The 21954-nt window shown below is 44.8% G+C and carries 24 protein-coding genes; 15 read left to right on the top strand and 9 right to left on the bottom strand.

The features are described 5' to 3' along the window. Nucleotides 1-20: 20 nt before the first annotated feature. The 6 genes from AB8880_10615 to AB8880_10590 all read left to right on the top strand — a co-directional run bounded on the left by AB8880_10615 (nt 21) and on the right by AB8880_10590 (nt 3157). Nucleotides 21-251, top strand: a complete 231-nt coding sequence (locus tag AB8880_10615; protein ID XDZ65368.1) for a hypothetical protein — start codon at nt 21-23, stop codon at nt 249-251. Beyond that, nucleotides 238-801, top strand: coding sequence for a hypothetical protein (locus AB8880_10610; GenBank protein ID XDZ65367.1), 564 nt, complete (start codon nt 238-240; stop codon nt 799-801). The genes AB8880_10615 and AB8880_10610 overlap by 14 nt, the downstream gene beginning before the upstream one ends. 65 nt (nt 802-866) lie before the next feature. Then, nucleotides 867-1880 carry a UDP-glucose 4-epimerase GalE gene (galE, locus tag AB8880_10605; protein ID XDZ65366.1) on the top strand — a complete coding sequence of 338 codons (1014 nt, stop codon included), beginning with the start codon at nt 867-869 and terminating at the stop codon, nt 1878-1880. A gap of 79 nt (nt 1881-1959) precedes the next feature. Continuing rightward, nucleotides 1960-2187, top strand: a complete 228-nt coding sequence (locus AB8880_10600) for an AbrB/MazE/SpoVT family DNA-binding domain-containing protein (protein XDZ65365.1) — start codon at nt 1960-1962, stop codon at nt 2185-2187. A gap of 21 nt (nt 2188-2208) precedes the next feature. Further along, a complete protein-coding gene (locus tag AB8880_10595) occupies nt 2209-2604 on the top strand; it encodes a type II toxin-antitoxin system death-on-curing family toxin (GenBank protein ID XDZ65364.1) in 396 nt (131 codons plus the stop codon). A gap of 46 nt (nt 2605-2650) precedes the next feature. After that, a complete protein-coding gene (locus AB8880_10590) occupies nt 2651-3157 on the top strand; it encodes a type II toxin-antitoxin system Phd/YefM family antitoxin (GenBank protein XDZ65363.1) in 507 nt (168 codons plus the stop codon). A 121-nt stretch (nt 3158-3278) separates the two neighbouring features. Here AB8880_10590 and AB8880_10585 read toward each other — a convergent pair whose 3' ends face one another. Together AB8880_10585 and gmd are read right to left on the bottom strand one after the other, a co-directional pair. Further along, on the bottom strand, nt 3279-4214 hold the full coding sequence (locus AB8880_10585) for a GDP-L-fucose synthase family protein (GenBank protein XDZ65362.1): 936 nt from the start codon (nt 4212-4214) through the stop codon (nt 3279-3281). Beyond that, entirely contained in the window at nt 4214-5281 is a 1068-nt protein-coding gene (gene gmd / locus AB8880_10580; protein XDZ65361.1) for a GDP-mannose 4,6-dehydratase, read from the bottom strand. The genes AB8880_10585 and gmd overlap by 1 nt, the downstream gene beginning before the upstream one ends. Nucleotides 5282-5504: 223 nt before the next feature. Between gmd and AB8880_10575 the strand changes: the two genes are divergently transcribed. The 7 genes from AB8880_10575 to AB8880_10545 all read left to right on the top strand — a co-directional run bounded on the left by AB8880_10575 (nt 5505) and on the right by AB8880_10545 (nt 12860). Continuing rightward, nucleotides 5505-6932 carry a UbiA family prenyltransferase gene (locus tag AB8880_10575; protein ID XDZ65360.1) on the top strand — a complete coding sequence of 476 codons (1428 nt, stop codon included), beginning with the start codon at nt 5505-5507 and terminating at the stop codon, nt 6930-6932. Then, nucleotides 6932-7354, top strand: coding sequence for a GtrA family protein (locus tag AB8880_10570; protein ID XDZ65359.1), 423 nt, complete (start codon nt 6932-6934; stop codon nt 7352-7354). The genes AB8880_10575 and AB8880_10570 overlap by 1 nt, the downstream gene beginning before the upstream one ends. Beyond that, nucleotides 7351-8673, top strand: coding sequence for an FAD-binding protein (locus AB8880_10565; GenBank protein ID XDZ65358.1), 1323 nt, complete (start codon nt 7351-7353; stop codon nt 8671-8673). Before AB8880_10570 ends, AB8880_10565 begins: the two co-directional genes overlap by 4 nt. Next, on the top strand, nt 8670-9407 hold the full coding sequence (locus tag AB8880_10560; GenBank protein XDZ65357.1) for an SDR family oxidoreductase: 738 nt from the start codon (nt 8670-8672) through the stop codon (nt 9405-9407). Before AB8880_10565 ends, AB8880_10560 begins: the two co-directional genes overlap by 4 nt. Before the next feature lie 82 nt (nt 9408-9489). Then, complete coding sequence (locus AB8880_10555; protein ID XDZ65356.1) at nt 9490-10725, top strand: hypothetical protein; 1236 nt, start codon at nt 9490-9492, stop codon at nt 10723-10725. A 179-nt stretch (nt 10726-10904) separates the two neighbouring features. After that, nucleotides 10905-12137 (top strand): hypothetical protein, encoded by a 1233-nt coding sequence (locus AB8880_10550; GenBank protein XDZ65355.1) that lies wholly within the window; start codon nt 10905-10907, stop codon nt 12135-12137. A gap of 72 nt (nt 12138-12209) precedes the next feature. Next, nucleotides 12210-12860 carry an IS1595 family transposase gene (locus AB8880_10545; protein XDZ65354.1) on the top strand — a complete coding sequence of 217 codons (651 nt, stop codon included), beginning with the start codon at nt 12210-12212 and terminating at the stop codon, nt 12858-12860. Here AB8880_10545 and AB8880_10540 read toward each other — a convergent pair whose 3' ends face one another. From AB8880_10540 to AB8880_10515, 6 genes are all read right to left on the bottom strand, one after another. Next, nucleotides 12861-13796 carry a hypothetical protein gene (locus AB8880_10540; GenBank protein XDZ65353.1) on the bottom strand — a complete coding sequence of 312 codons (936 nt, stop codon included), beginning with the start codon at nt 13794-13796 and terminating at the stop codon, nt 12861-12863. Next, on the bottom strand, nt 13793-15124 hold the full coding sequence (locus AB8880_10535; protein XDZ65352.1) for a flippase: 1332 nt from the start codon (nt 15122-15124) through the stop codon (nt 13793-13795). Before AB8880_10535 ends, AB8880_10540 begins: the two co-directional genes overlap by 4 nt. Before the next feature lie 33 nt (nt 15125-15157). Next, complete coding sequence (locus tag AB8880_10530; GenBank protein ID XDZ65351.1) at nt 15158-15883, bottom strand: glycosyltransferase; 726 nt, start codon at nt 15881-15883, stop codon at nt 15158-15160. A gap of 88 nt (nt 15884-15971) precedes the next feature. Then, entirely contained in the window at nt 15972-16997 is a 1026-nt protein-coding gene (locus AB8880_10525) for a glycosyltransferase family 9 protein (GenBank protein ID XDZ65350.1), read from the bottom strand. A gap of 151 nt (nt 16998-17148) precedes the next feature. After that, nucleotides 17149-17997 carry a hypothetical protein gene (locus AB8880_10520; protein XDZ65349.1) on the bottom strand — a complete coding sequence of 283 codons (849 nt, stop codon included), beginning with the start codon at nt 17995-17997 and terminating at the stop codon, nt 17149-17151. A gap of 221 nt (nt 17998-18218) precedes the next feature. Then, the gene (locus tag AB8880_10515; GenBank protein ID XDZ65348.1) at nt 18219-18362 is read right to left on the bottom strand and encodes a hypothetical protein; all 144 of its coding nucleotides are present in this window, start codon (nt 18360-18362) and stop codon (nt 18219-18221) included. 311 nt (nt 18363-18673) lie between these two features. On the opposite strand from AB8880_10515, the gene AB8880_10510 reads away from it, so the two are divergent. Beyond that, nucleotides 18674-19555: an ABC transporter substrate-binding protein gene (locus AB8880_10510; protein ID XDZ65347.1), complete on the top strand. Its 882-nt coding sequence runs from the start codon at nt 18674-18676 to the stop codon at nt 19553-19555. A gap of 445 nt (nt 19556-20000) precedes the next feature. Next, entirely contained in the window at nt 20001-20429 is a 429-nt protein-coding gene (locus AB8880_10505) for a hypothetical protein (protein XDZ65346.1), read from the top strand. Between the two features lie 74 nt (nt 20430-20503). On the opposite strand, the gene AB8880_10500 is transcribed toward AB8880_10505, so the two are convergent. Beyond that, a complete protein-coding gene (locus tag AB8880_10500) occupies nt 20504-21946 on the bottom strand; it encodes an aldehyde dehydrogenase family protein (protein ID XDZ65345.1) in 1443 nt (480 codons plus the stop codon). Nucleotides 21947-21954 lie beyond the last annotated feature (8 nt).

Below are 21954 nucleotides of genomic sequence, written 5' to 3'. Positions count from 1 at the left end.
TTGAGCGTTGGCGATCGATCATGATCCGTGACCGAGCCAAAAAGTATGACGAAGAACACGCCGGCGAAGATCTGAGCCTGGATGAAATCATGGCATTTGCCTACCGCCGCGCCGTGGTGTCCGTTCAATATTATGAAGAGAGGATTGAGGTACTCCATCGCAGGGCAAGGAGGCTCTTTCAGGATTACAGAATGTGGCAGCCGGTTGAAGCAAAACAGGCAGAGGATGTAGTCGAGCATGAAGATGGGTAAGCAGTCCAAAGCCAATAAGAGGAATGCCCAAAAATCCACCGGCCCAAGATCATCGGAAGGCATGGCGAGGTCATCGCGGAACGCCACGCGCCACGGGGTAACATCCAAGTTGTCACAGGAGAAAATTGATGAGGCAAGAGAAATGCTCAGGCTGGATGAAATCGGCATCAGTAACTCAATAGCCAAAGATAAGCTGGCGGCGGCACATGCAGAAATTGAGCAAAAATTGGAGGGAAGGGCAAAACTCTTCCTCACCCTATACGACTGGCAGTTTTCGGAGAACCCCAGCTATTTTGAGGCTGGGCTACTTGCGGAAATTGACGACGTCATTAACGAGGACTTGCTATTAGACCCTAATTATTTCGCCTCAGTGAATTACTTCAAGGACCTCAAATTCAGGCTCAGGATGGAAGCAAAAATGATGAACCCAGCCTTCATGAAACAGCTCAAACTCAATGATCGCTACCTTGATGAGGCGCAGTCAAAGCGAAGGACTGCCATCAGATCAATCATCCGCGCTGGCCAAGACGCCGCCACCCCGCTAGAATAATTCCCGAACGTATAAGGGGCTTGTATCCGGGGGGCATAAAAGCCCCACAAACAAGGGAAGTGCATATGCACGTGTTGGTCACCGGCGGGGCGGGATATATCGGCTCCCACACCATGCTTGAGATGTTGACCGCCGATCACACGCCGATGGTGGTGGATAATTTCGCCAATTCCTCGCCCATCGCGCTTGAGCGCGTGGCCCGGCTATCGAACCGCGCCTTTGATCATGCCGAGGCCACCCTCACCGACGGCGGCGCCATCCGCCGGATCATCGAAGATTTTCTGCCCGACGCAGTGATCCATTTTGCTGGACTAAAAGCCATCGACGAGTCCGAGCTGAAACCTCTTTCCTATTATGAGGAAAACGTCTTCGGCACGATCCAGCTTCTGAAATCCATGGACGTGGTGGGCTGCAAACAGATCGTCTTCTCCTCCTCCGCCACCGTCTATGGTGAGCCGCACTACCTCCCCTTTGATGAGGCGCATCCTCTCAGCCCCATCAATCCCTATGGAAGAACAAAATATTTCATCGAAGAAATCCTCCGCGATTGGGCCGCCACCGACCCTCAAAAATCCGTGATGCTGCTCCGCTATTTCAACCCCGTCGGCGCGCATATCTCGGGTGATATAGGCGAGGACCCGCGCGGCATCCCCAACAACCTTGTCCCCTTCATCGCCCAGGTGGCGGTGGGGCGGCGCGAGAAGCTCATGGTCTTCGGCGATGATTACGACACGCCTGACGGCACCGGCATCCGCGATTATATCCACGTGAGCGACCTTGCCGCGGGCCATGTCGCGGCACTTGATTACGCGTCACGGCATCGCGGGGTTGAGGCGGTTAATCTCGGCACCGGGCGCGGGCATTCGGTCATGGAAGTCATCGCGGCATTCGCCAAGGCATCCGGGCGGGATATCCCTTATGAAATTGCCCCCCGCCGCAAGGGTGACATCGCCACCTCTTACGCCAAAATCGAAAAGGCGAAAGCCCTTCTCGGATGGGAGGCAAAACTCTCCCTCGATGCCATGTGTGCCGATACCTGGCGCTGGCAGACCCAAAACCCCGAAGGGTATGGCAGTTGAGTTGATTTTGTAGGGCATGAAGGCCCTTGCATTGTATAACTATATTTATTATAATAAGAGATAATCATGGAGTCCAAAAATGATAGCACTCAAAGTCACCACCGTCGGATCATCCGCAGGCGTTGTTCTGCCGAAGGAGGCGCTGGCCAAACTCAACGTGGCTAAGGGCGACACTCTTTACCTCACCGACGCGCCGGACGGAAGCATGCGCATCACCCCGCAGGACCCTGAATTTGCGCGCCAGATGGAAGTCGCCGAGAAAATCATGCGCAGGGACAGGGATGTCCTCGCGGCGCTCGCCAAATAAAGCACCCAGAGAGAATTGAAGATGAATAATCGAAATTGGATCTGGGTCAGGCCAGACGTGGTGATGGCTGTCCACAACGATCAGATTGCAAGGCATGGCGGCGGAGAGGGGCTTCGCGATGCTGGCGGGTTGGACAGCGCTCTCGCCTACCCTCAAAACCTTGCCGCTTACGGCGATCCGGGGATGGCTGAACTCGCGGCCGGATACCTCTTCGCTATTGCCAAGAACCACACCTTTGTCGACGGCAATAAGAGGACGGCATGGGTGACCTGCAACATTTTTATCGAAATCAATGGTGGTGAGCTGGTGTTCGACAAGTTCGATGCGGTGACGTTTGTCGAGGGCGTCGCCGGCGGCACCATCGACTACAACGGCGCGAGGGACTGGATCGCGGGCAGGCTGAAAGTAGACATTTAAAGCAATAATAGCTACTATGGCCACAGTAGCTATTATTGGGCTATCCATGAAGACCTACACTGCAAAAGACGCCAAGAACAGATTTGGCCAACTCATCGACGACGTGAAGTCATCGCCGGTTTCGATCACAAGGAATGGCAGGAACGTCGCCGTGATGATTTCCGCAAGCGACGCGAAACTGCTTGACCATTTAGCTCAATGCCTTGAGGAAAAGTACTGGTCCGATCGTATTGCTGAGGCAGAGAAGAGCGGCTACCTATCCGCAGAGGAGAGCAACAAACTCCTTCAAGAAGCCCTGGGCGACGACCGTGAGACAAGTCCAAAGACGATGGATGCCTGCGAGAAGGGCCGCGAGAAACTTTCAGGCCACTACAGAGCTCTCGCCAACATCTCTTTGAGGGAGAAAATGCCAATGGATCAAGTCACCAAAATCGCTGCGGAATTGGTCAACGAGGATTTGGAAGACCTGGAGGACTGTGACAAACGCAAAAGCGAGGCGAGCCTTACCTACGAGGAATTTGTCCGCCGCCTCAAGGAAGATGGACTGATCTAGCGCACCAAAAACACGAATTTCCCGAAACGAACCCATTTTGGAAAAACCTTTTTCAAATCAACGGCTTCACGCAAGATCTAAGCCCCGCCCAATTAAGGCAAATACCTGCTAAGGCCTATCATTAATGATTTTGGTGGAGAAAGAAGTCCCAATACGTATCCTTGAGCCCGTCTTTCAAGTCAATGCGGCGCCCCCAGCCCAATTCATTCATCCGGCTGATATCGAGGACCTTCCGTGGCGTTCCATCAGGCTTGCTGGTGTCGAACCGGAGCTCGCCTTCAAAGCCCACGACATCGGCAATCATCTGGGCCAGGTCCCGGATGGTGATATCTGAGCCGGTGCCAAGATTGACATGCTCATGGCCGGAATAGTTCTCCAGCAGGAAGAGGATGCCATCGGCGCAGTCATCAACATGGAGGAACTCCCGCCGTGCCTTGCCCGAACCCCAGACCTCCATCACTTCGGCGCCCGCCAGTTTCGCCTCATGAGCTTTACGCATCAGCGCCGGGATGACGTGGCTCGTCTCAAGATCGAAATTGTCATAGGGGCCATAAAGATTGGTGGGCATGGCGGAGATGAAGTCACATCCGTGCTGGTTGCGATACGCCTGGCAGAGTTTGATCCCGGCGATCTTGGCGATCGCGTACCATTCATTCGTGGCCTCGAGACTGCCGGTGAGAAGCGCGTCTTCCCTGATCGGCTGGTCAGCGAATTTCGGATAAATGCAGCTGGACCCGAGGAAGAGGAGCTTTTCCACCTTTTGCTCAAACGCCGCCCGGATGATATTCGCCTCGATCATCAGATTGTCGTAGATGAAATCAGCGGGACAGGTCGAGTTGGCAAGGATACCGCCGACTTTCGCTGCGCAGATGATCACCGCATCAGGTTTGGCCCCGTCCATCCATGCCTCGACTTCGGCCTGACGGGTGAGGTCTGCCTCCCCGCGGCTTGCGGTAAGGATGGCGCAATCACGTTTCTCCAGCGCACGGACCACGGCCCGGCCTACCATGCCTCTATGTCCCGCAACCCAGATGCGTTTGCCCTCAATCCGGTACATCAGAAAACCGCGAGCCTGATATCGCGCCGGGGCTCTTTCGCGTTATGAAGCGCGACACGGACCATCTCGGTGACCAGCTCTTCAAGGCCGATCTTCGCCTCCCAGCCAAGCACCTCTTTTGCCTTGGCCGGGTTGCCGATCAGGAGATCGACTTCCGCCGGGCGAAAGTATTTGGGGTCGACCTTAACAAGGATATCACCGGTCTTGGCATCGCGGCCCACCTCATCCACGCCGTGCCCTTCCCAGGCGATGCTGCGGCCCACTTCGGCAAAGGCGAGGTCAACAAACCGGCGGACGGTTTCGGTCCGCCCCGTCGCCAGCACAAAATCATCCCCCTCATCGTGCTGGAGGATACACCACATGCCTTCGGCATATTCCTTCGCGTGCCCCCAGTCACGTTTGGCGTCGAGATTGCCGAGATAGAGTGTCTCTTGGCGCCCCACCTCAATATTCGCCACCGCCATGGCGATCTTCTGGGTGACAAAGGTCTCCCCCCGCATCGGGCTTTCATGGTTAAAGAGGATACCGTTGGAGGCAAAGAGGCCGTAGGCCTCCCGGTAATTGACGCAGATCCAGTAGGCATAGAGTTTCGCCGCGGCATAGGGCGAGCGCGGGTAGAAGGGCGTTGTCTCGCTTTGCGGGGTTTCGACAACTTTGCCGTATAACTCGGAGGTCGAGGCCTGATAGAACCGCGTCTGCCCTTCAAGCTCAAGGGTGCGGATCGCCTCCAGCATCCGCAATGCGCCGATGGCATCGACATTGGCGGTGTATTCCGGTGTCTCAAAACTCACCTGCACATGGCTCTGGGCGGCGAGGTTGTAAATCTCGTCGGGCCGGATCTCTTTGAGCAGCCGCAACACATTGAGGCTGTCGGTCAGATCACCGTAATGGAGAAAAAACCGCGGATCCGGGTTATGCGGGTCTTCGTAAATGTCATCCACCCTTGCGGTGTTAAACGACGAGGCCCGCCGCTTGATGCCATGCACCTCATATCCCTTGGCCAGCAAGAGCCGCGCCAGATACGCCCCGTCCTGCCCCGTCACCCCGGTGATCAATGCTTTTTTCAATGGCTTAGTCCTTTATTGCTAGCTCTTCAATCAATGTACATAATCAATCTCAATGATACACATCTTCATATTGAATGGTATCTCCTTCACATAAATACAAATTATTTTGCACTCAATAATTTAACATAATTCTCCTGCAGTTTATTTTGTCTCTGGGAAGGCTTGTCCTGCAACTTTTCAAACAATAAACTAACCTGATATCGAACCAGAGATAATTTAAATCATGTCCGTTCAAAAGGGAAAATTCTTAGTTGTAGACCTTGATGGAACGCTTCTGAGGTCTGACATGTTGCACGAGAGTTTTTGGTCAGCATTAGGGCGTGACTGGCGCGTAACTATTTATTCAATTCCAGCGCTCATTCGGGGAAAAGCCTCACTCAAGGATTATTTGCAGGAAGCATCAGATATTGAAGTATCTTTGTTGCCATATAACGATGAAGTCATAGACTACATCAACAGATTTCGTAAAGAAGGTGGTCGGGTTGCCCTAGTTACTGCTACGAATAATAAATTTGCCCAAAAAATCGCAGATTACTTGGATCTGTTTGATGAGGTTCATGGTTCAACCGCAGACCATAATCTGAAGGGTAAGGCAAAGGCACATTTTCTCAATAAACATTTTGGCAACAATTCATACGTCTATATGGGAGATACAGAAGCAGACCTGCCTGTTTGGAAGCAATCGATCAAAGCAGTGACAGTTAATGCTTCACCTAGTCTAAGGAAGAAAGTCGAGTCTCTTCAAAAACCCTTTGAACATATCGAAATATCTGTGAAATCACCTATCCAATATCTCAAAGCCATGCGACCACACCAATGGCTAAAGAATATTTTAATATTTTTGCCAATTTTGGTGGCGCACAAGATTAATATCGACACGTTTTTTGCAAGTTTTATTGCGTTTGTTTCCTTTTGCCTTGTTGCCTCAAGTGTATATGTGCTCAATGACCTCATAGACCTTAACGCGGATAGAACACATCCTAGAAAGCGATTTCGTCCATTTGCATCAGGGTCCCTGTCGATTGCCCATGGTGCCCCTATAGTGATTGGCTTGATTGGTACAGGTGTTATTCTATCATCATTTGTAAACCAAGCCTTCCTGATAACTCTGGTGTTGTATTTTTTGCTTACAACGCTGTATTCATTACATCTAAAGAGCAAGATTATCATTGATGTCTGTATGCTGGCAGGCCTGTACACGTTGCGCATTTTTGCTGGCAGCGTGGCAGTTGATATTGAAATTTCATTCTGGCTGATGGCATTTTCTGTATTTATTTTTCTCTCACTTGCTTCAGTCAAACGCCAAGCTGAACTTGTAGATATGAAAGAACGAAGCATAGTCATCGCAAATGGGCGTGACTATCATGTTGAAGACCTGCCTGTTATTACAATGGTTGCCATAATATCAGGTTATCTTTCGGTTCTTGTAATGGCGATGTATGTAAACTCACCAGAAATTGTAGACTTATATTCAACTCCTTCAGCATTATGGGGAATCTGTTGTGTTCTGCTATATTGGATTACCAGAATAGTTCTTATTACCCACCGAGGGAAAATGCACGATGACCCGGTTGTTTTTGCTGTGAAAGACAAAGTAAGCCTTATATGTCTCTTTGCAATACTTGGGTTTGCATTGCTGGGATGGCTCTGATGAGTCTCTATACGCTGGCTTTTCGCTATGTTATTTTTTCATTTATTGCAATCTTTGCTAATCTTCTAACCCAGCGGATTGTGTTTCTTTTTGGTGATACAAAAACGATTTTTTCAGTAGCTCTAGGTTTAGGAACGCTGACTGGACTTATCCTAAAATATATCCTCGATAAGCGATGGATTTTTTATGATTTATCATTGGGGCTAGAGGATAACAGCAAAAAATTCGCGCTTTATACATCTATGGGGATTGTCACTACTCTAATTTTTTGGGGTAGTGAGGCAATCTTCTGGCTCAACTGGAAAACTGATACCATGCGTGAAATAGGTGCGGTGCTTGGTCTTTCTATTGGATATATTGTGAAATATAATCTGGATCGCAAATTTGTTTTTACTGACAAACATTTGGTCAATACACCATGAAACTGGCTGGATGGGGAAGATACCCGGTAATTGAAGCGAATATATCAGCACCTAGATCTGTTGATGACATTATCAGGCAAATCACAAAAGGTACATCAATTGCTCGAGGCAACGGAAGATCTTATGGGGATAGCTCAGTAAGCTCCAGCAACACACTTCATATGAAACATTTTAATCGCATGCTTGCCTTCAACGAAACATCTGGTCAGCTTGTGGCAGAAGCAGGTCTACTCTTAGCAGATATCATTGATGTTTTTCTTCCTGAAGGCTGGTTTCCCAGTGTTACTCCCGGAACAAAGTTTGTTACCATAGGCGGCATGATTGCAGCTGATGTACACGGCAAAAACCATCACAAAGACCAAAGCTTTGGGCAATATATAGATTGGATTGATATCATCAAAACTGAAGGAAAAATTGAACGCTGTTCCAAAACAAAAAACCCTGAATTGTTTCATAGAACAATTGGTGGAATGGGCCTGACGGGCATTATTATTAGAGCGGCAATCAGGCTCAAACGAGTACCATCTGCATGGATCAAGCAGCGTACACTCACCGCTGAAAACATAGAACAGACTATTGATCTCTTTGAACAATCACTGGATTCAACGTATTCCGTTGCCTGGATAGACTGTTTGCAAAAAGGTAAAAAACTTGGCCGATCATTAATTATGTTGGGCGAGCATGCTCAGCTTGAGGACCTCCCGGATACACTTGCAAAGAGCCCTTATGCTTCTCCAGTAAAACAAAATATAACAATACCTTTCTTTCTTCCAGCATGCCTTCTTAACGGTTTGACAGTGAAGACGTTTAATAAATTCTACTACTGGAATTCCAAGAGGAAGGATCAGTATCAACTCGTAGACTGGGATAGGTATTTCTACCCTTTAGATGCAATCCTGGGGTGGAATAAAATATATGGCCGCCGTGGGTTCGTTCAATTTCAATGTGTGATCCCACTCGATAAAGCCAAAGATGGTCTTAGTGAGCTATTGCAGACTATTTCCGTTGCGAATGTTGGTTCTTTCTTGTCAGTCTTGAAAAGATTTGGAGAGCAAGAGAGTCTATTCTCATTTCCCATGAAAGGATATACTCTAGCATTGGACTTCCCTGTTAACCCAAAAACCCTCAACCTTATGCAACAATTGGATTTAATCACCTTAAAGCATGCTGGACGGTTTTATCTTGCGAAAGATAGCAGGATGTCTCGCGATACTTTTTTAAGTTCTGATCCGCGAGCCAAAACCTATAAATCTTTCAGGGTAGATGGTGGTCTAAATTATTCGTTTTCATCTGCTCAATCTGAAAGGTTAGGTTTGTGAAAAAGGCGCCAGTCCTTATCCTCGGTGCAACAAGTGATATCGGATTGGCCATCGCTCATCGATTTGCAAAAGAAGGCTACCCCATTCAACTTGCATCAAGAGATGTAAAAAGACTGGAGTCAGATCGCGCTGATTTAGAAATACGCTATAGTACTAAAGTAAGTTTGCATGAGTTTGATGCCATAAAAACTGATTCTCATCAACGTTTTGTAAAAAAACTCCCAATTATGCCTGGGATTGTTGTATGCGCCGTTGGATATATGGGGAACCAATTTGAAAGTGAGCGTGATATAAAATCAGCATCTCTCGTGATGCGAAGTAACTTTGAAGGCCCAGTTAGCATCTTAGCAGAGTTTGCCAATCATTTTGAGCAGAGAAGATCTGGAACAATTATTGGGATCAGCTCAGTGGCAGGCGAAAGAGGCCGCGCTTCAAACTATGTATATGGTTCATCAAAAGCGGGTTTTACCGCTTTTCTGTCTGGATTGCGTAACAGACTTGCCGATAAGGGCGTTCATGTTATGACCGTTCTTCCAGGCTTTATTTTGACAAAAATGACGTTTGATTTAGGATTGACGCCATTCTTAACAGCAAACCCAAATGCATTAGCTGAATATGTATACAAATCTTATCTTAAAAAGAAAGATATCATTTATTTTTATAAAAGGTGGCGATTAATAATGGCATTACTTTGCCATATTCCGGAGCGTTATTTCAAAAAAATGAAGATTTGATTTAGATCATTAAATTTACCGGTAGCTTTTGTAACTTTTTAAACTTTTATGAATGTAAACTTCTGAATTGGGCAATGGGTTCATGTTTTTAGAAAAACTTCAGAACATTATATTGAATGAGAAAACTTCTAAATATTGTATTTCTCTATTTATTTTAATTATTGGATTTAAGGTTTACCAAAATATCTGGAATGAGCTTCCTGGGGCATGGTCAATTGGCGAGCTATTAATAAACTATGAAGGGGGGTTCGTCCGGCGAGGTCTTCTGGGCCAATTATTCTATTTTACAGGTTACCCTGCATTTTATGCCACACTCATCCAAAAACTAATAATTTTGCTTTTCTTTATCTGTTTTATTTCCTTTATTTTTATGACTGGAAGTAAACGAGATGCATGGGCCATATTTTTTGCTGTAGCATTTTCCGCAGGGGGGCTTATTGATATATCAATTGGCGGTTGGGAATACCTCGATAGAAAAGAATTTTTGTTTTACCTTTCAATTCTTATTTTGATTTTCATTTCAGGTGTTTTCAATTTAGGCAGCAATACGGGAATTTTGATAACTTCATGTATTTCCATATTGATGATTTTTATTCATGAGATTTTCGCTGTCTTTTTTGTCCCACCACTTATTCTGATTTTATTTTATCATTCGAGTTTTGGCAGAATTTCTTTTTTCAAAATTGGTGGTTTATATATTTTGCCAGTTACGATTGCCTTTCTGATGATTTACTTCAATCCCGGCAATCAAGAATTAATGCAAGCGATCCTGGATAGTTTATCTACTACAGATGCACGAAACATCACTGGTGGTATCGTCGCAATTGGTTGGAAGTTAGAACAAAGTCATAATCTTGCAACACAAATGATAAGTAAAGGCTCTGCAAATATTTGGGTGTTTTACTTGTTACTTAATTCGATAATTGCAGTGGTTGTCACAACAATATTATCCCGCTCTTTTTATGAATTTGCGTTAAGAATAATAATTCTTGCTTGGATGGTTTTAGCAGTGAACATATCTGCATATACGGGTTGGGATTGGGGTCGTTGGATCTCAATCTTAGGTATTGGATTTCCACTTTTGCTAGGCTTGACTTTATTCAATACAACAATCCTGAACGAGATAACTACTCTTTCAAAATTAAGTTTCATGCCCAAATTAAATTTAGAAACGCTCAAGCCAAAAATAATTTTGATATGTTTAATTCTACTAATTACACACCTAAGTGTCTCAACGCGGATGAATCATTGTTGCCCGCACCCATCAGGCCTCAAACTTTATTCGACGTCCTCAATTTTGGGTAGTATTATCCCGTGATAAGATTATTTTGATATATAAATTTATCTTTCTGCTTGTTTTGGAAACATTGCTTGTTATTGCTGTTGGTTGACTCACTTTTAAAATAGTGGATCATAAAGTTCTAAGATTTTTGGCATCAATGTATAACGTATAAAAATTTTAACCTATGGCTAATTTATTTTGTAGGAAATTATTAAATGTTACTTCCAAAATGGATTATTAACATAGCAGAAAAATATAGCTGTTCATACCTTATGAATCGCATATCAGTGCTACTAATGGCATTATTATTTTTCAATTTGATAGTGTTTTCAGAAAATAATGATTGGCAAGAAAAGTATATAGATCTAGCCGTTCCTGCCTTTTCTTATCCTGGGGGAGACTCTAGGAATATCCAAATAGCATCTTATTGTAAGGCCACCACAATATCACAAGAAAGCTTCAATATATGTTATCTTGATGCAATTCCAGTAACTTCAATACATGAAGGTGCTTTAGTGCCACCCTATAACTATCCAAAGATATGGATTTCAATCTACGGTTTCTTCAATGATTATAGCGAGAAATTTTTTATAAATTTTTGGCGTGTTAATGCAACTTTATTTGTTTTCACATTGATACTGTTTTCTCTTAGAATATCACCTATTCTTTTTTCCATCTCTGCATTTAGCCCAATTTCACTTCTGGCTATTGAACGTGGAAACGTTGATGCAATGGTGTTTGCAGTTTGTTACTTACCAATTTTATTGGGGCTCAAATCTCAATTTATTAAATCATTTATATTATTTTGGGCTTCAGGACTAAAAATATTCCCAATTTTTGCATTGCCTGTATTATTGATGGAACCATTTCGAGCGAAATGGCGGCTAAGCATAGCTGGGTTTTTATGTGCATCACCACTCCTCGTCCTGTCGCTTATGGATTTAATGCAAATTGCAAGCAATACAACTAACGGTTTTGCATATGCCTATGGACTTTTTTCTATATTTAACGCTCCATTTTTTGAGAACAACATCACGCTGTCAGTCATTGCTCTTCTAACATATTCTGCGATCATTGTTATTTGGGTAAAGTTTTCCTTAAATCGAAAGATTTATAACCCTATAGTCGATAAACTTTCGAAGGAGCCGGCTTGGAAGTTATTCTTATTTTATACTTCAGTATTTATATTTATTCTGACATTCATATTTTTTATAAATTGGTCTTATAGGCTTATTTTTTTAATTCCAGCTTTATTTATTCTTTCAACATTTTCATGCGTAATTTCAAAAGTAATCTTATTAAATATTGTCTTCATTCTATGGATGCCGTATTTACCCTTGGGATGGGGTTTGCAAAACCTATTCTGTTATTTGTTATTTCTTTTATTTTCTCCAATGTTTTTCATGCAAACTTTTAAATTATCTTCTATGGCTTGGATAAAAAGATAAATAAGCTATCCCTCATACATAATTTATTTTTGGGGCTGTACCAGATAACTAGTACAAGTTATAGGTATAGTGATGAGAAAGAGCAGATTAAGCCGATTGAAGCAGACTAAATTGATGGAGCATTATGTTGCGGGAACGACGGCGAGATGTGCCGCTGATTTGGTGGGTGTAAACTTCAAAACAGCAGCATATTACTTTCATCGTCTGCGGGAAATCATCGCCCTTGAGACGCAAAATAACGATGTGCTTTCAGGTGAATTTGAGGTGGATGAGAGTTACTTTGGAGGCACACGTAAAGGCAAACGCGGGCGAGGTTCTGCGGGCAAAGTTCCTGTGTTTGGTATCCTCAAACGTGGCGGTAAGGTTTACACACAGATCATTCCAGATGCGTCAGGTCAAACGCTTATACCTATCATAGAAGATCGTATTATGCCTGATAGCATCGTATATTCAGATTGCTGGCGTGGATACAATGTCCTTGATGTATCTGAATTTAAGCATTACCGCATTAATCATTCAGTATTGTTTGCAGATAAGAAAAACCACATTAACGGCATTGAGAACTTCTGGAACCAGGCGAAACGGCATATGCGTAAATTTAACGGTATTCCTGCCAAGCATTTTCCGCTATTTTTAAAGGAGTGCGAGTGGCGATTCAACAACCCATCACCACAGACGCAATTAAAACAAGTCAAACAATGGGTTAACAAACATATGGGCTAGTTATCTGGTACAGCCCCTTATTTTTAGATAAGCTGATACAATTTTTTTAACTCTCTGGAATTTTCTAGTATAAAAAAAGAAATTTACTTTGAAATTTTCTTTAAAACCAAAATCTCGATCTCTTTTCGCATGTATCGGGAAGTTTTTAAGGGTTTTCCAATCAGGTTTAAACCTCGAGGTGAGGCTAAACTTTTTGGGCATCCACAATTCATAAGAGCTTAAGGTTTTCACCTTATATTTTATACATAATAAAGTAAAAATAGCCTGATCATGACGGTGCTCAATAAACCCATCAAAATTTGTTGAAACCGATGGTGTGTCATCAATTAAATTAAAATCATTTCTAATAATCTGCCGCCATTCATCAATTATTTTAAGTGATTTATTACACTTTCTAATTAAAATAATTCCAGCTCCAATTGCCTGCGAATGCGTATATTCTCTTTTCCCCCTAGCGCGAAAATGATCAAATAAATCGCCTTTTATCCATTGATAATTCGATTGATCAAATAACTTTCGGCCATCATAAATCAGTGTTGAATTTTCAGGTGATGGTTTATTGGCCTGAAATGCAACTATCCCGCTTTCTGTCTTTTCTAGTATATCAAAGTATTCCTTTAATCTATTTCGTCCGTTTAGATTAAGGTGGCAGCCGGCATCGACATAGATTAAGCCATCTCCAAAATCAATTTTATCTAAAATGTTATTGATTATCTCAGGCTTCCAAGACCAGTACCCATATCCCCTAGATCCAGGGAATAGTTGATCCTTAAATTGAGATCTAAATTCAACAGGAAGGTTTTTCTCGTTTAAACCATAGCATTCATCAAAAAATGCCATATTTTCTGCTTGGTATATTATTCTCTTAAGGGAACGATGAAGTCGACTATCTGCAAAACTTAAAAAATATTTTTTCATTTCAAATTTTCCTTTCACCCCATTTTCATGAAAGACATAAAAAATAGAGAGCGAGATTTCATCATAAATAATTTACGTGTTTTTGTGTTAATGACATCAGCAAAATACGTTGATATAGAAAATGAAATTATAGTAGCAGATGCGGCGCCAATTACGCCATTAATGGGTATAAGCCACATATTGAGTCCGATATTCACAACTGCGCCCAAAATACTCCTTTGCAATGTGATCAATTGAAGATTTTCAATGACCATCCATTTGCTACTGGCAACACCAATAAATACAAAAACAGAGGACCAAATATGTATGGCGAGCACCGTACCTGCCTCCTCGAATGCTGGACCATATAGAAAGTGCATTAGAGGTTTTGCAAGGAAAGTCATAGGAAGGGACAAAAACAAACTAATGGTAATCATTAAATTGAAAAGTTTCTGCATGCGCTCGTTATACAAACTTTCGGATACATTTTTTGCATAAACAATTGCTGGAAAGACAGATGCAACAATAACTATTGGAATGAAATGCCAAATTTCGCTAAATCGCAGAGCCGCACTGTAAATACCCACTGCTTTGTCATTTAGTATTTGCCCAAGCATTAATTGATCGATCTTCATATAAATCGAGATCGATATCCCAGAAAGTATGAGCGGCCAGCTTTCCTTTAACAGGTGTTGTGCCCAGTCAAGGTTAAACCTTAGATTTTTTAATGCTGGTCCTTTTCGATTCATCACATAAAGAAGTAACAAAGCAACAAGAGCTACTTCGGCAAAAACAGCCCATACGAAGAAAATCAAGTTTGCATTATGAATAATCAATACCAGTTTAATGGTTGCAAATAATAAAAAAACACTGTTTTGGACCCATACTGTATATTTTGATTGAACCTTAGACTCAAACCAATAAACGGCGATTTCACCCTTGCAAAGCATCATCAATCCAAGGATAGCAACAGCGATTTGCGAAAGTTTGTCATCTGGCCTTAAGATAAAAATCGCGGAAATTATAAAAAAGTAAGAAAGGACACCTCCAGTTACTTGCATCACTAATGAAGTTCCAAGAGTCTTGGATGCGTTTTGCGGCTTTTCAACAAGATCTCGAACAACGATACTCTCAAGTCCCAAAGCAGATATGGCACCAAATAAACCAACAAATGCGGTGGAAAAATTTAGCAGTCCGAATTGTTCTGGGCCTAGGTAGCGGGCAACCCAGACGCTGATAAAAACCCCAACACCCATACGGATAAATTTATCGAAAGAAAGCCAGCCGATATTGGCGAAAACTTTTGCCAGATATGGCCTTCCTTCAACATGTCTCTTAAGGAAATGTGGCAAGAATGACATTTTCATTGATAAGGGGCCTCGTAGATATCCTTCATGGCTTCAGTTTATGATCTTTCTGACCAGCAATTTTATTCTTTGGCCGAAAATCAATTTTGTAATGTCTTTATACAAATTAACATCACGGAATATATTCGACTTGAAATAGGCATGGTATAAAAACCTTGATTTAATGCGTGCTTGGGGTTGGCGATCAGAAACACCGCAAAGAGTTGCCTCAGAAAGCGGAATATCAGCACAATATACCTTTTCAAGGCCGCAAAAATTGATGACCTCACGCATCCACGCAAGGTCGGCGAGCAAACCCAGTGATGGATTAAAGCGTGGGGTATGTGCTGATTTACGGCAGAAAAAACCCTGATGATGCACATTCATCCTGTTGATTTTTGTGATATCAGGGCAGTGAATTTTTATGCGTTTGCCATTTTGGGACAAGATAACAGGTGAAATGAAAACATCATGTCCTGTAAAATTAACCGCATCAAAATTTTCATTGATCAGTATGTCATCGGCATTAATAAAAACAAAATATGATCCATCTTTGACCATATTCATGGCCTGATTCATGGCATTATAAATACCATTATCTTTTCTTGAAACAAACTCTATACGACTGTCATCAAAAGTGTTCACAATTTCGGGTGTTCGGTCATGCGATAACCCATCCTTGACGATAATTCTTGTGACAACATTGTTTTTCACCAGATTGCGGAGTGTCTTTTCTATGCAGTGTTCAGCATTAAAGGTGACGACGCAGACAGTTAACATGACCCTGTCCACAAAGGTGAAAATCTGATGATGATAAAGGTTCTGATTTTATAATCAAACCGATTGTGCAGATGATTTTGAGACAAACTTATGTGCTCTTTCTCATAAACTGTTTTGCAGAATTGAAAACATGCTCAGGTTTTACATTTTCCATGCAGAGCGGTCTGTCGCACGGGGCATAATTTTTTCCGCTGTAACATGGGGCGCAAGGAACACTATAAAGGGCATGATGAATGATTGTCTTTTCGCGCCCCGCAGGGATGATTGCATGGCAGGGGGTTGGGCCAAAAACAGCAATCAACGGTGCCTTGCTCATCACAGCCATATGAAGAGGGCCTGTGTCATGTGTTATGACCATCTGTGACACATTCATCACAGAAAACAGTTCCAAAAGGTCAATTTTTCCAACAAGGTCATAAATAGGCAGGTCTGTAAAGGTGTCGGATACCCATGTGTCATCAGGCCCGCCAGCAATAACAATATTGGCACCTTCCCGAATAAGCTTTTCTGACAGGGATCGGTAATGCTCAATGGGCCAGCGTCTCAGGAAATCATCACTGATGTGATTTTTTGCCCCCCCGGGAACAATGACAATATACTTATCAGGCAAAAAACAGGCGGGAGATTGCAGTGCTTCAGACAGGGTTGTCCCAATTGTTTGCATGGCTTTGGTGATATTCAGTTCCTTGCCTTCCTCGGATGTCAGCAATCGGAAATATTCATAGACCCTGCTGCGATGCTGCAGCGGGGACGGTCTGTTTGATTGTGAGGAAAAGTGCCTTGTTTGATTGCGTTGGACAAATGCCGGGAGTAGCCGATATTTCCAGTTATTATACCCGACGATAACCTGGTTAAATTTCCCCTGACTAGAAAGAAAGAACGCTACCTTGACTAATATCCATGCTCTTTTCAAGGTTGGGCCAGTAACCAGGGATTGGTCATCAATCGCATGAATTTTGTCAGCCACTGCCATCTTGGACAGCAGAGGTGCAATTCCTTCGCCGACCACCCATTCCACATGAAACTCAGGGTTTTCGATGCGGAACGCACTTAATGCTGCCGCTGCCTGGATAACATCGCCAATGCCACCAAATTTGATGAACAAAATTCTCATTTTTTTACATCAACCTCAGGCGTCTTTCTGTGTCAGTCAATACAGGATGACTGATTTGCTGGTTAGCATGAAATTTCAATATTAATTTGATAATTTCATGGTGTCCATTCAAAGGCAAAAAAGAGATCAAGGAGTATCCAGCTCAATGGTGTCAAAGTGGGTTGTCGTCGTTATCCTTGAATGCATCGATGCAATACTGGAGATGAAATTGATGTGATTTTTGTGAGTAAGCACCTCGAAAAGTGATCTCACAGGAGATGTTATGCAAGGAGAAATAATGTGCCCAGAAATTATCAAAGCCAATGAAGTTTTTTGCACCATACCTCGGTAGCGACATCAATTCCGGCAGGCTAAACCGACAAATAGCGTTGATACAGTTTTCTGGAAGTGTCCCGATTGGTGTTGTCCCGATAAACAGAAATTTATGATCATGCTGATGTGATATGCTCTGGAGGATTTTGTCACGCTTCGGTCTGGCAAGATTTTGCCTTGCAACGGCATCAAGACAGACAACGCTGGCCCCGTATGCCATTTCTTCAAGTTCGGGTGAGGGGGCTGTGTTGAAAAAACCAGGCTGTTTGACCTTTTCGATACAGTCTTGAAAACTGACAACTGGTTTACCCAGCCTCTCAATATGATTTGCAAAAAGTAAAAAAATGCTCTGTGCAATACTGTCTTTCAAATCCAGGTCAAAAGGAGAAAACCACACATTATGAGTCTGGCGGCTGAGGCTGTTGGCAAAACCGATACTGTTTGGAGTCTTGTCTTCGCCAGATATATAAGGTGCGTTCAGATAATGATCCATTTCCTGGGAAATTAGGATAGATTTTTCACCCCAATCAATACTCTGGTCAACGCCCTGTTTTCTGATCATAACAAGTGTAGGCAGCCAGAACAGGACATCACCCAGATGAATATCAGACGGTGAAAAACATATCTGGATGCAGTCATTAAAATTCAGGTTTTCAACCTTGTTTACACCTTCCAGCCTCCGTAGCATGTAAAGAATTTTTCTGATAATTATTGAATGCATTGGATTATGTATAAGACTTTAGGTCGATTGGGTTCACAAGGGTTAGTCTTTCTTGATATCAAAATCAACATGCAGAAAAACAAGCATTTCTATACCACTTCTATGTATATTTGGTGAATTGATACAGAACAACTTTAAATTCATTCATTTTTTTGACTGACTTCTTAAGGCATCATCCTGCAATCACCCTACCCCCGGTCCATCACCCCCTTATACGCATCGCGGAGAATGTTTTTCTGGACCTTGCCCATGCTATTTTGTGGGAGGCTGTCGACAAAAACGATCTCGCGCGGGTGTTTGAACTGTGCCAGGTTTTCGGCAATTGCCGACATGACCGCTGCTTTCACCGCTTCGAGATCACCCGCGCCAGCTGCACCCCCATTTCCGCCAGCCGCGATCTCAACCGCGCTAGATACGCCCCGTCCTGCCCCGTCACACCCGTGATCAGTGCTTTTTTCATCGATTAAAGCCTTACTATATTGGATTCATGTTCTCTATATTCTTCCTGTAGCGATTATACACACCCTCAACCCAAATGATATTGTCTATGTTAAATACAGCCTGCCCACCAACACCCCCCATTGCATCGGTGGTCAAAAAATGATGGTATAAGGGTTGATCCAACCATTTGAGCATTGCACCCATGGCCAAGATACATATCCAGTTTACCCTGTTTTCCGCGTTCTATTCTCCGTTGATCTCAACAATCACCGGCGGGTTTCTGGAAGAAGAGGGGGTTGAGTGTGACTGGAGCGTCGCCAAGCCTGGCGTCTCGGCATTAAAAGCGCTGGATGATGGTACAGCCCATGTCGTTCAGTCCACCATCAGTCAGGGGTTTTCGTCCCTTGAAAAAGGCGAGGCACCCAAGGCTAGGCATTTCGCGCTGATCAACGATATGGACGGGTTCTTCCTCACCGGACGTGAGGTTGATCCGGATTTTTCCTGGTCTTCCCTCGAGGGCGCGGAGGTGCTGGTGCATCACGGTGGCCAGCCCATGACCATGTTCAAATATGCCTGCCACAAGGCGGGGATAGATATCTCGCGCATTAAAATGATCGATGCCGGCAACGCCAAGGAGATGGACGCCGCCTTCCGGGAAGGCAGGGGGCAGTATATCCACCAGCAAGGCCCGGCCCCGCAACAACTCGAAGCCGATGGTATCGGCTTTATCGTGGCCGCGCTCGGCCCGATGGTTGGGTCTTGCGCGTTTTCCAGCCTCGCGGCCATGCCCGAATGGCTTGTGAGCGCGGAGGGGGCGGCGTTCATGCGGGCCTATGCCAAGACAAGGGTCTATATGAACACGACCTCGGCACGGGATATCGCCAAAGCAGAAAAGCCTCTTTTCCCAAATATTGATGAGGATGTGCTGGCCGATTGCATCGCCGCTTATCAGAATATGGGGTGCTGGCCACCGGAGATGCATATCACCGATGCGGGGTTTGAGGCCATGCTCGATATCTTCGCCCATGACGGCAAGATCACGCGGCGTCATGCCTATGATGAAATCTGCCTCAGGCTTTCATAGGGTACGGCAAGGGAGATAAGATCATGGAATGCTGCGGGCCCGGATACGCGAGTCCTGAGGTCGGCGTCTTTAGCCAACCGCGCGGCTTTATGATCGATTACGCCGATCTGACCCCAGGTAGTGATGAACCGCTGCCCCAAGGTCGGGCTATTCCGCACTTTCTGGAAACCCATGCTCATTCTGAAAATATGATTTTTCCGGGGATAATTTCATAAGATTGAGGGGTCACAAGGTTCAAGCGCGTAAGCAAGATTAGAAATCATTCTCTGGCTCTATTTTTTACCAAAATATACATTCTATTATTGAGTTAATTATTTCGATTGATTACAGCTATAAAAAATTGAAAAATTAATAAAATATTCATTTTTTTAACTTATTCTGAACACTTATTGTTTTCGATTTAAGCCTAAAAAATTTTTAGCAAAACTCTAGAGGGGGATAGAAAATGGCAAAAATACAGGAATTTTACAAAAAACTTCAACTAGTTATTGCAATTATACCTTTAACGCTAATATCCGAAGTGAGTGCTGAAACAATTATTAGTTGTGGTGAGGCACACGGAAAAGCCTATTATTTCCCTAATACTTTAGATACTAGTGGTCGCTGGGTGAACGATGGTTATAGTGGTGGGGTAAATAGATTAATTAGGGAGTCAGATGGTTCTTACGATATAGAGTTTGGTGCTGGAAAAAGCATTAAAAACTCAGGTGGAAATGTTATCCTTCTCTCTGAAGGTTCTACTATGATTTTCTTATCCTTAGTTTTGTCAACTATTGAACTCTATATATTTGATAGGGGTACAGATAAGCTCTCAATACTCCAATATCGTACAGGGCTGGCTGACAAGGCTGCTACGTATATTGCAGATTGCTGAAAACTGATCTTGTTACATGCCAATTATATTTTATGTGAAATGTCTCTCGGTGTGTTTTGATTGTCTGGTTTGGGTCAGTGCTGACGACAGCGGATGGCGATGTTCTTGGTCTGCACGTAATTCCATAAAGCTTCGCGGCCCTTCTCGCGGCCATAGCCGGATTTGCCATAGCCACCGAAAGGCGTTTCAACCCCGCCGGCATACCATTCATTGACAAAAACCTGCCCGGCTCTTAGGCGGCTAGCCGCGGCCGTTGCGCGGTCAAGATCACGTGTGAAGATCCCTGCCACCAGCCCGTATTCGGTTGAATTTGCCTTGGCGATGGCGTCCTCGTCATCATCAAAACTGATGACGCTCAGGACCGGGCCGAAGACTTCTTCTCGGGCGATGCTTGTATCGGCCTCACAGGCAAGGATGGTGGGCTCGAGAAACGCCCCTTCGCGGTTGAGCCGATGCCCGCCGGTGATAATCTTCGCCCCTTCGCATTCGGCGTTGGCGATCATGGCTTCGGCGCGGTCACGTTGGGCGGTTGAGACCATCGCCCCCATATTGGCGCCAAACTCGGGCAGGTTGCTGCCCTCATCCACCTTGAGGGAATTGGCTACCTTCGCCGCCCGTTCCAGCATCTCCTGATGTCGGGATGAATGCACGATAACCCGCGACATGGCCGAGCAGACCTGCCCTGCATTGAAGAAGATCCCCCAGCGGAGGTCATGTTCAAACGCGTCAAGATCCGCATCTTCATGCACGATCGCAGCCGATTTGCCCCCTAGTTCAAGCACAGCGGGGACGATATTTTGCGCTGCCGCGGTAGCAATCGCGATGCCGGTCGCCACCGATCCCGTGAAGACGATCTGGTTGACCCCGGGATGGGACGCAAGCGCCGCGCCAGCCTCATGCCCAAGACCGCAGAGGAAATTGACGGCCCCATCCGGCAGGCCGGCAGTTTCGGCGGCGCGGGCAAAGATGTAATGGGTGAGCGGGGTGAGTTCAGGGGACTTGATGACCGTGGCATTGCCGGTGGCAAGCGCCGCTGAAAGTGAACGGGCGGTCATTTCAACCGGATAGTTCCACGGGATGATCTGGGCGGAAACGCCGTAAGGTTCATGTACCGTGAAATCAAGATACCCATCCCCGAGGGGGATTGATCTGCCTTCAACGGTTTCCGCCTGATTGCCGTAATATTCGAAATACCGGGCCGCTCCTTCGATCTCGATATGGCTCTCCCATAGGGGTTTGCCCTGCTCGAGCGTAAGGAGTGCCGCGAGCTCATCCTTCTCTGTCAGAAGATATCGGCCCATGGCTTGCACCATGCGCCCGCGTTCCACCGGCCTTAAGCCGGAAAACCGTCCCGACACGTGAAGGGCGCGCGCAGCGGCCACCGCCTTGTCCACATCCGCCGCATCAGCAAGCGCATGCTGGCCAATCACCTCACCAGTGGCCGGATTGGTCACGTCAATCCTTCCTGCGCCACCATCGATGTATTTGCCGTTGATATAGTTCTGGTAGTATCTCATCTCATTAC

The organism is Alphaproteobacteria bacterium LSUCC0684, from assembly GCA_041228335.1.
Taxonomy (GTDB): Bacteria; Pseudomonadota; Alphaproteobacteria; order Puniceispirillales; family UBA1172.
This window is presented reverse-complemented; position numbering and strand designations above follow the sequence as displayed.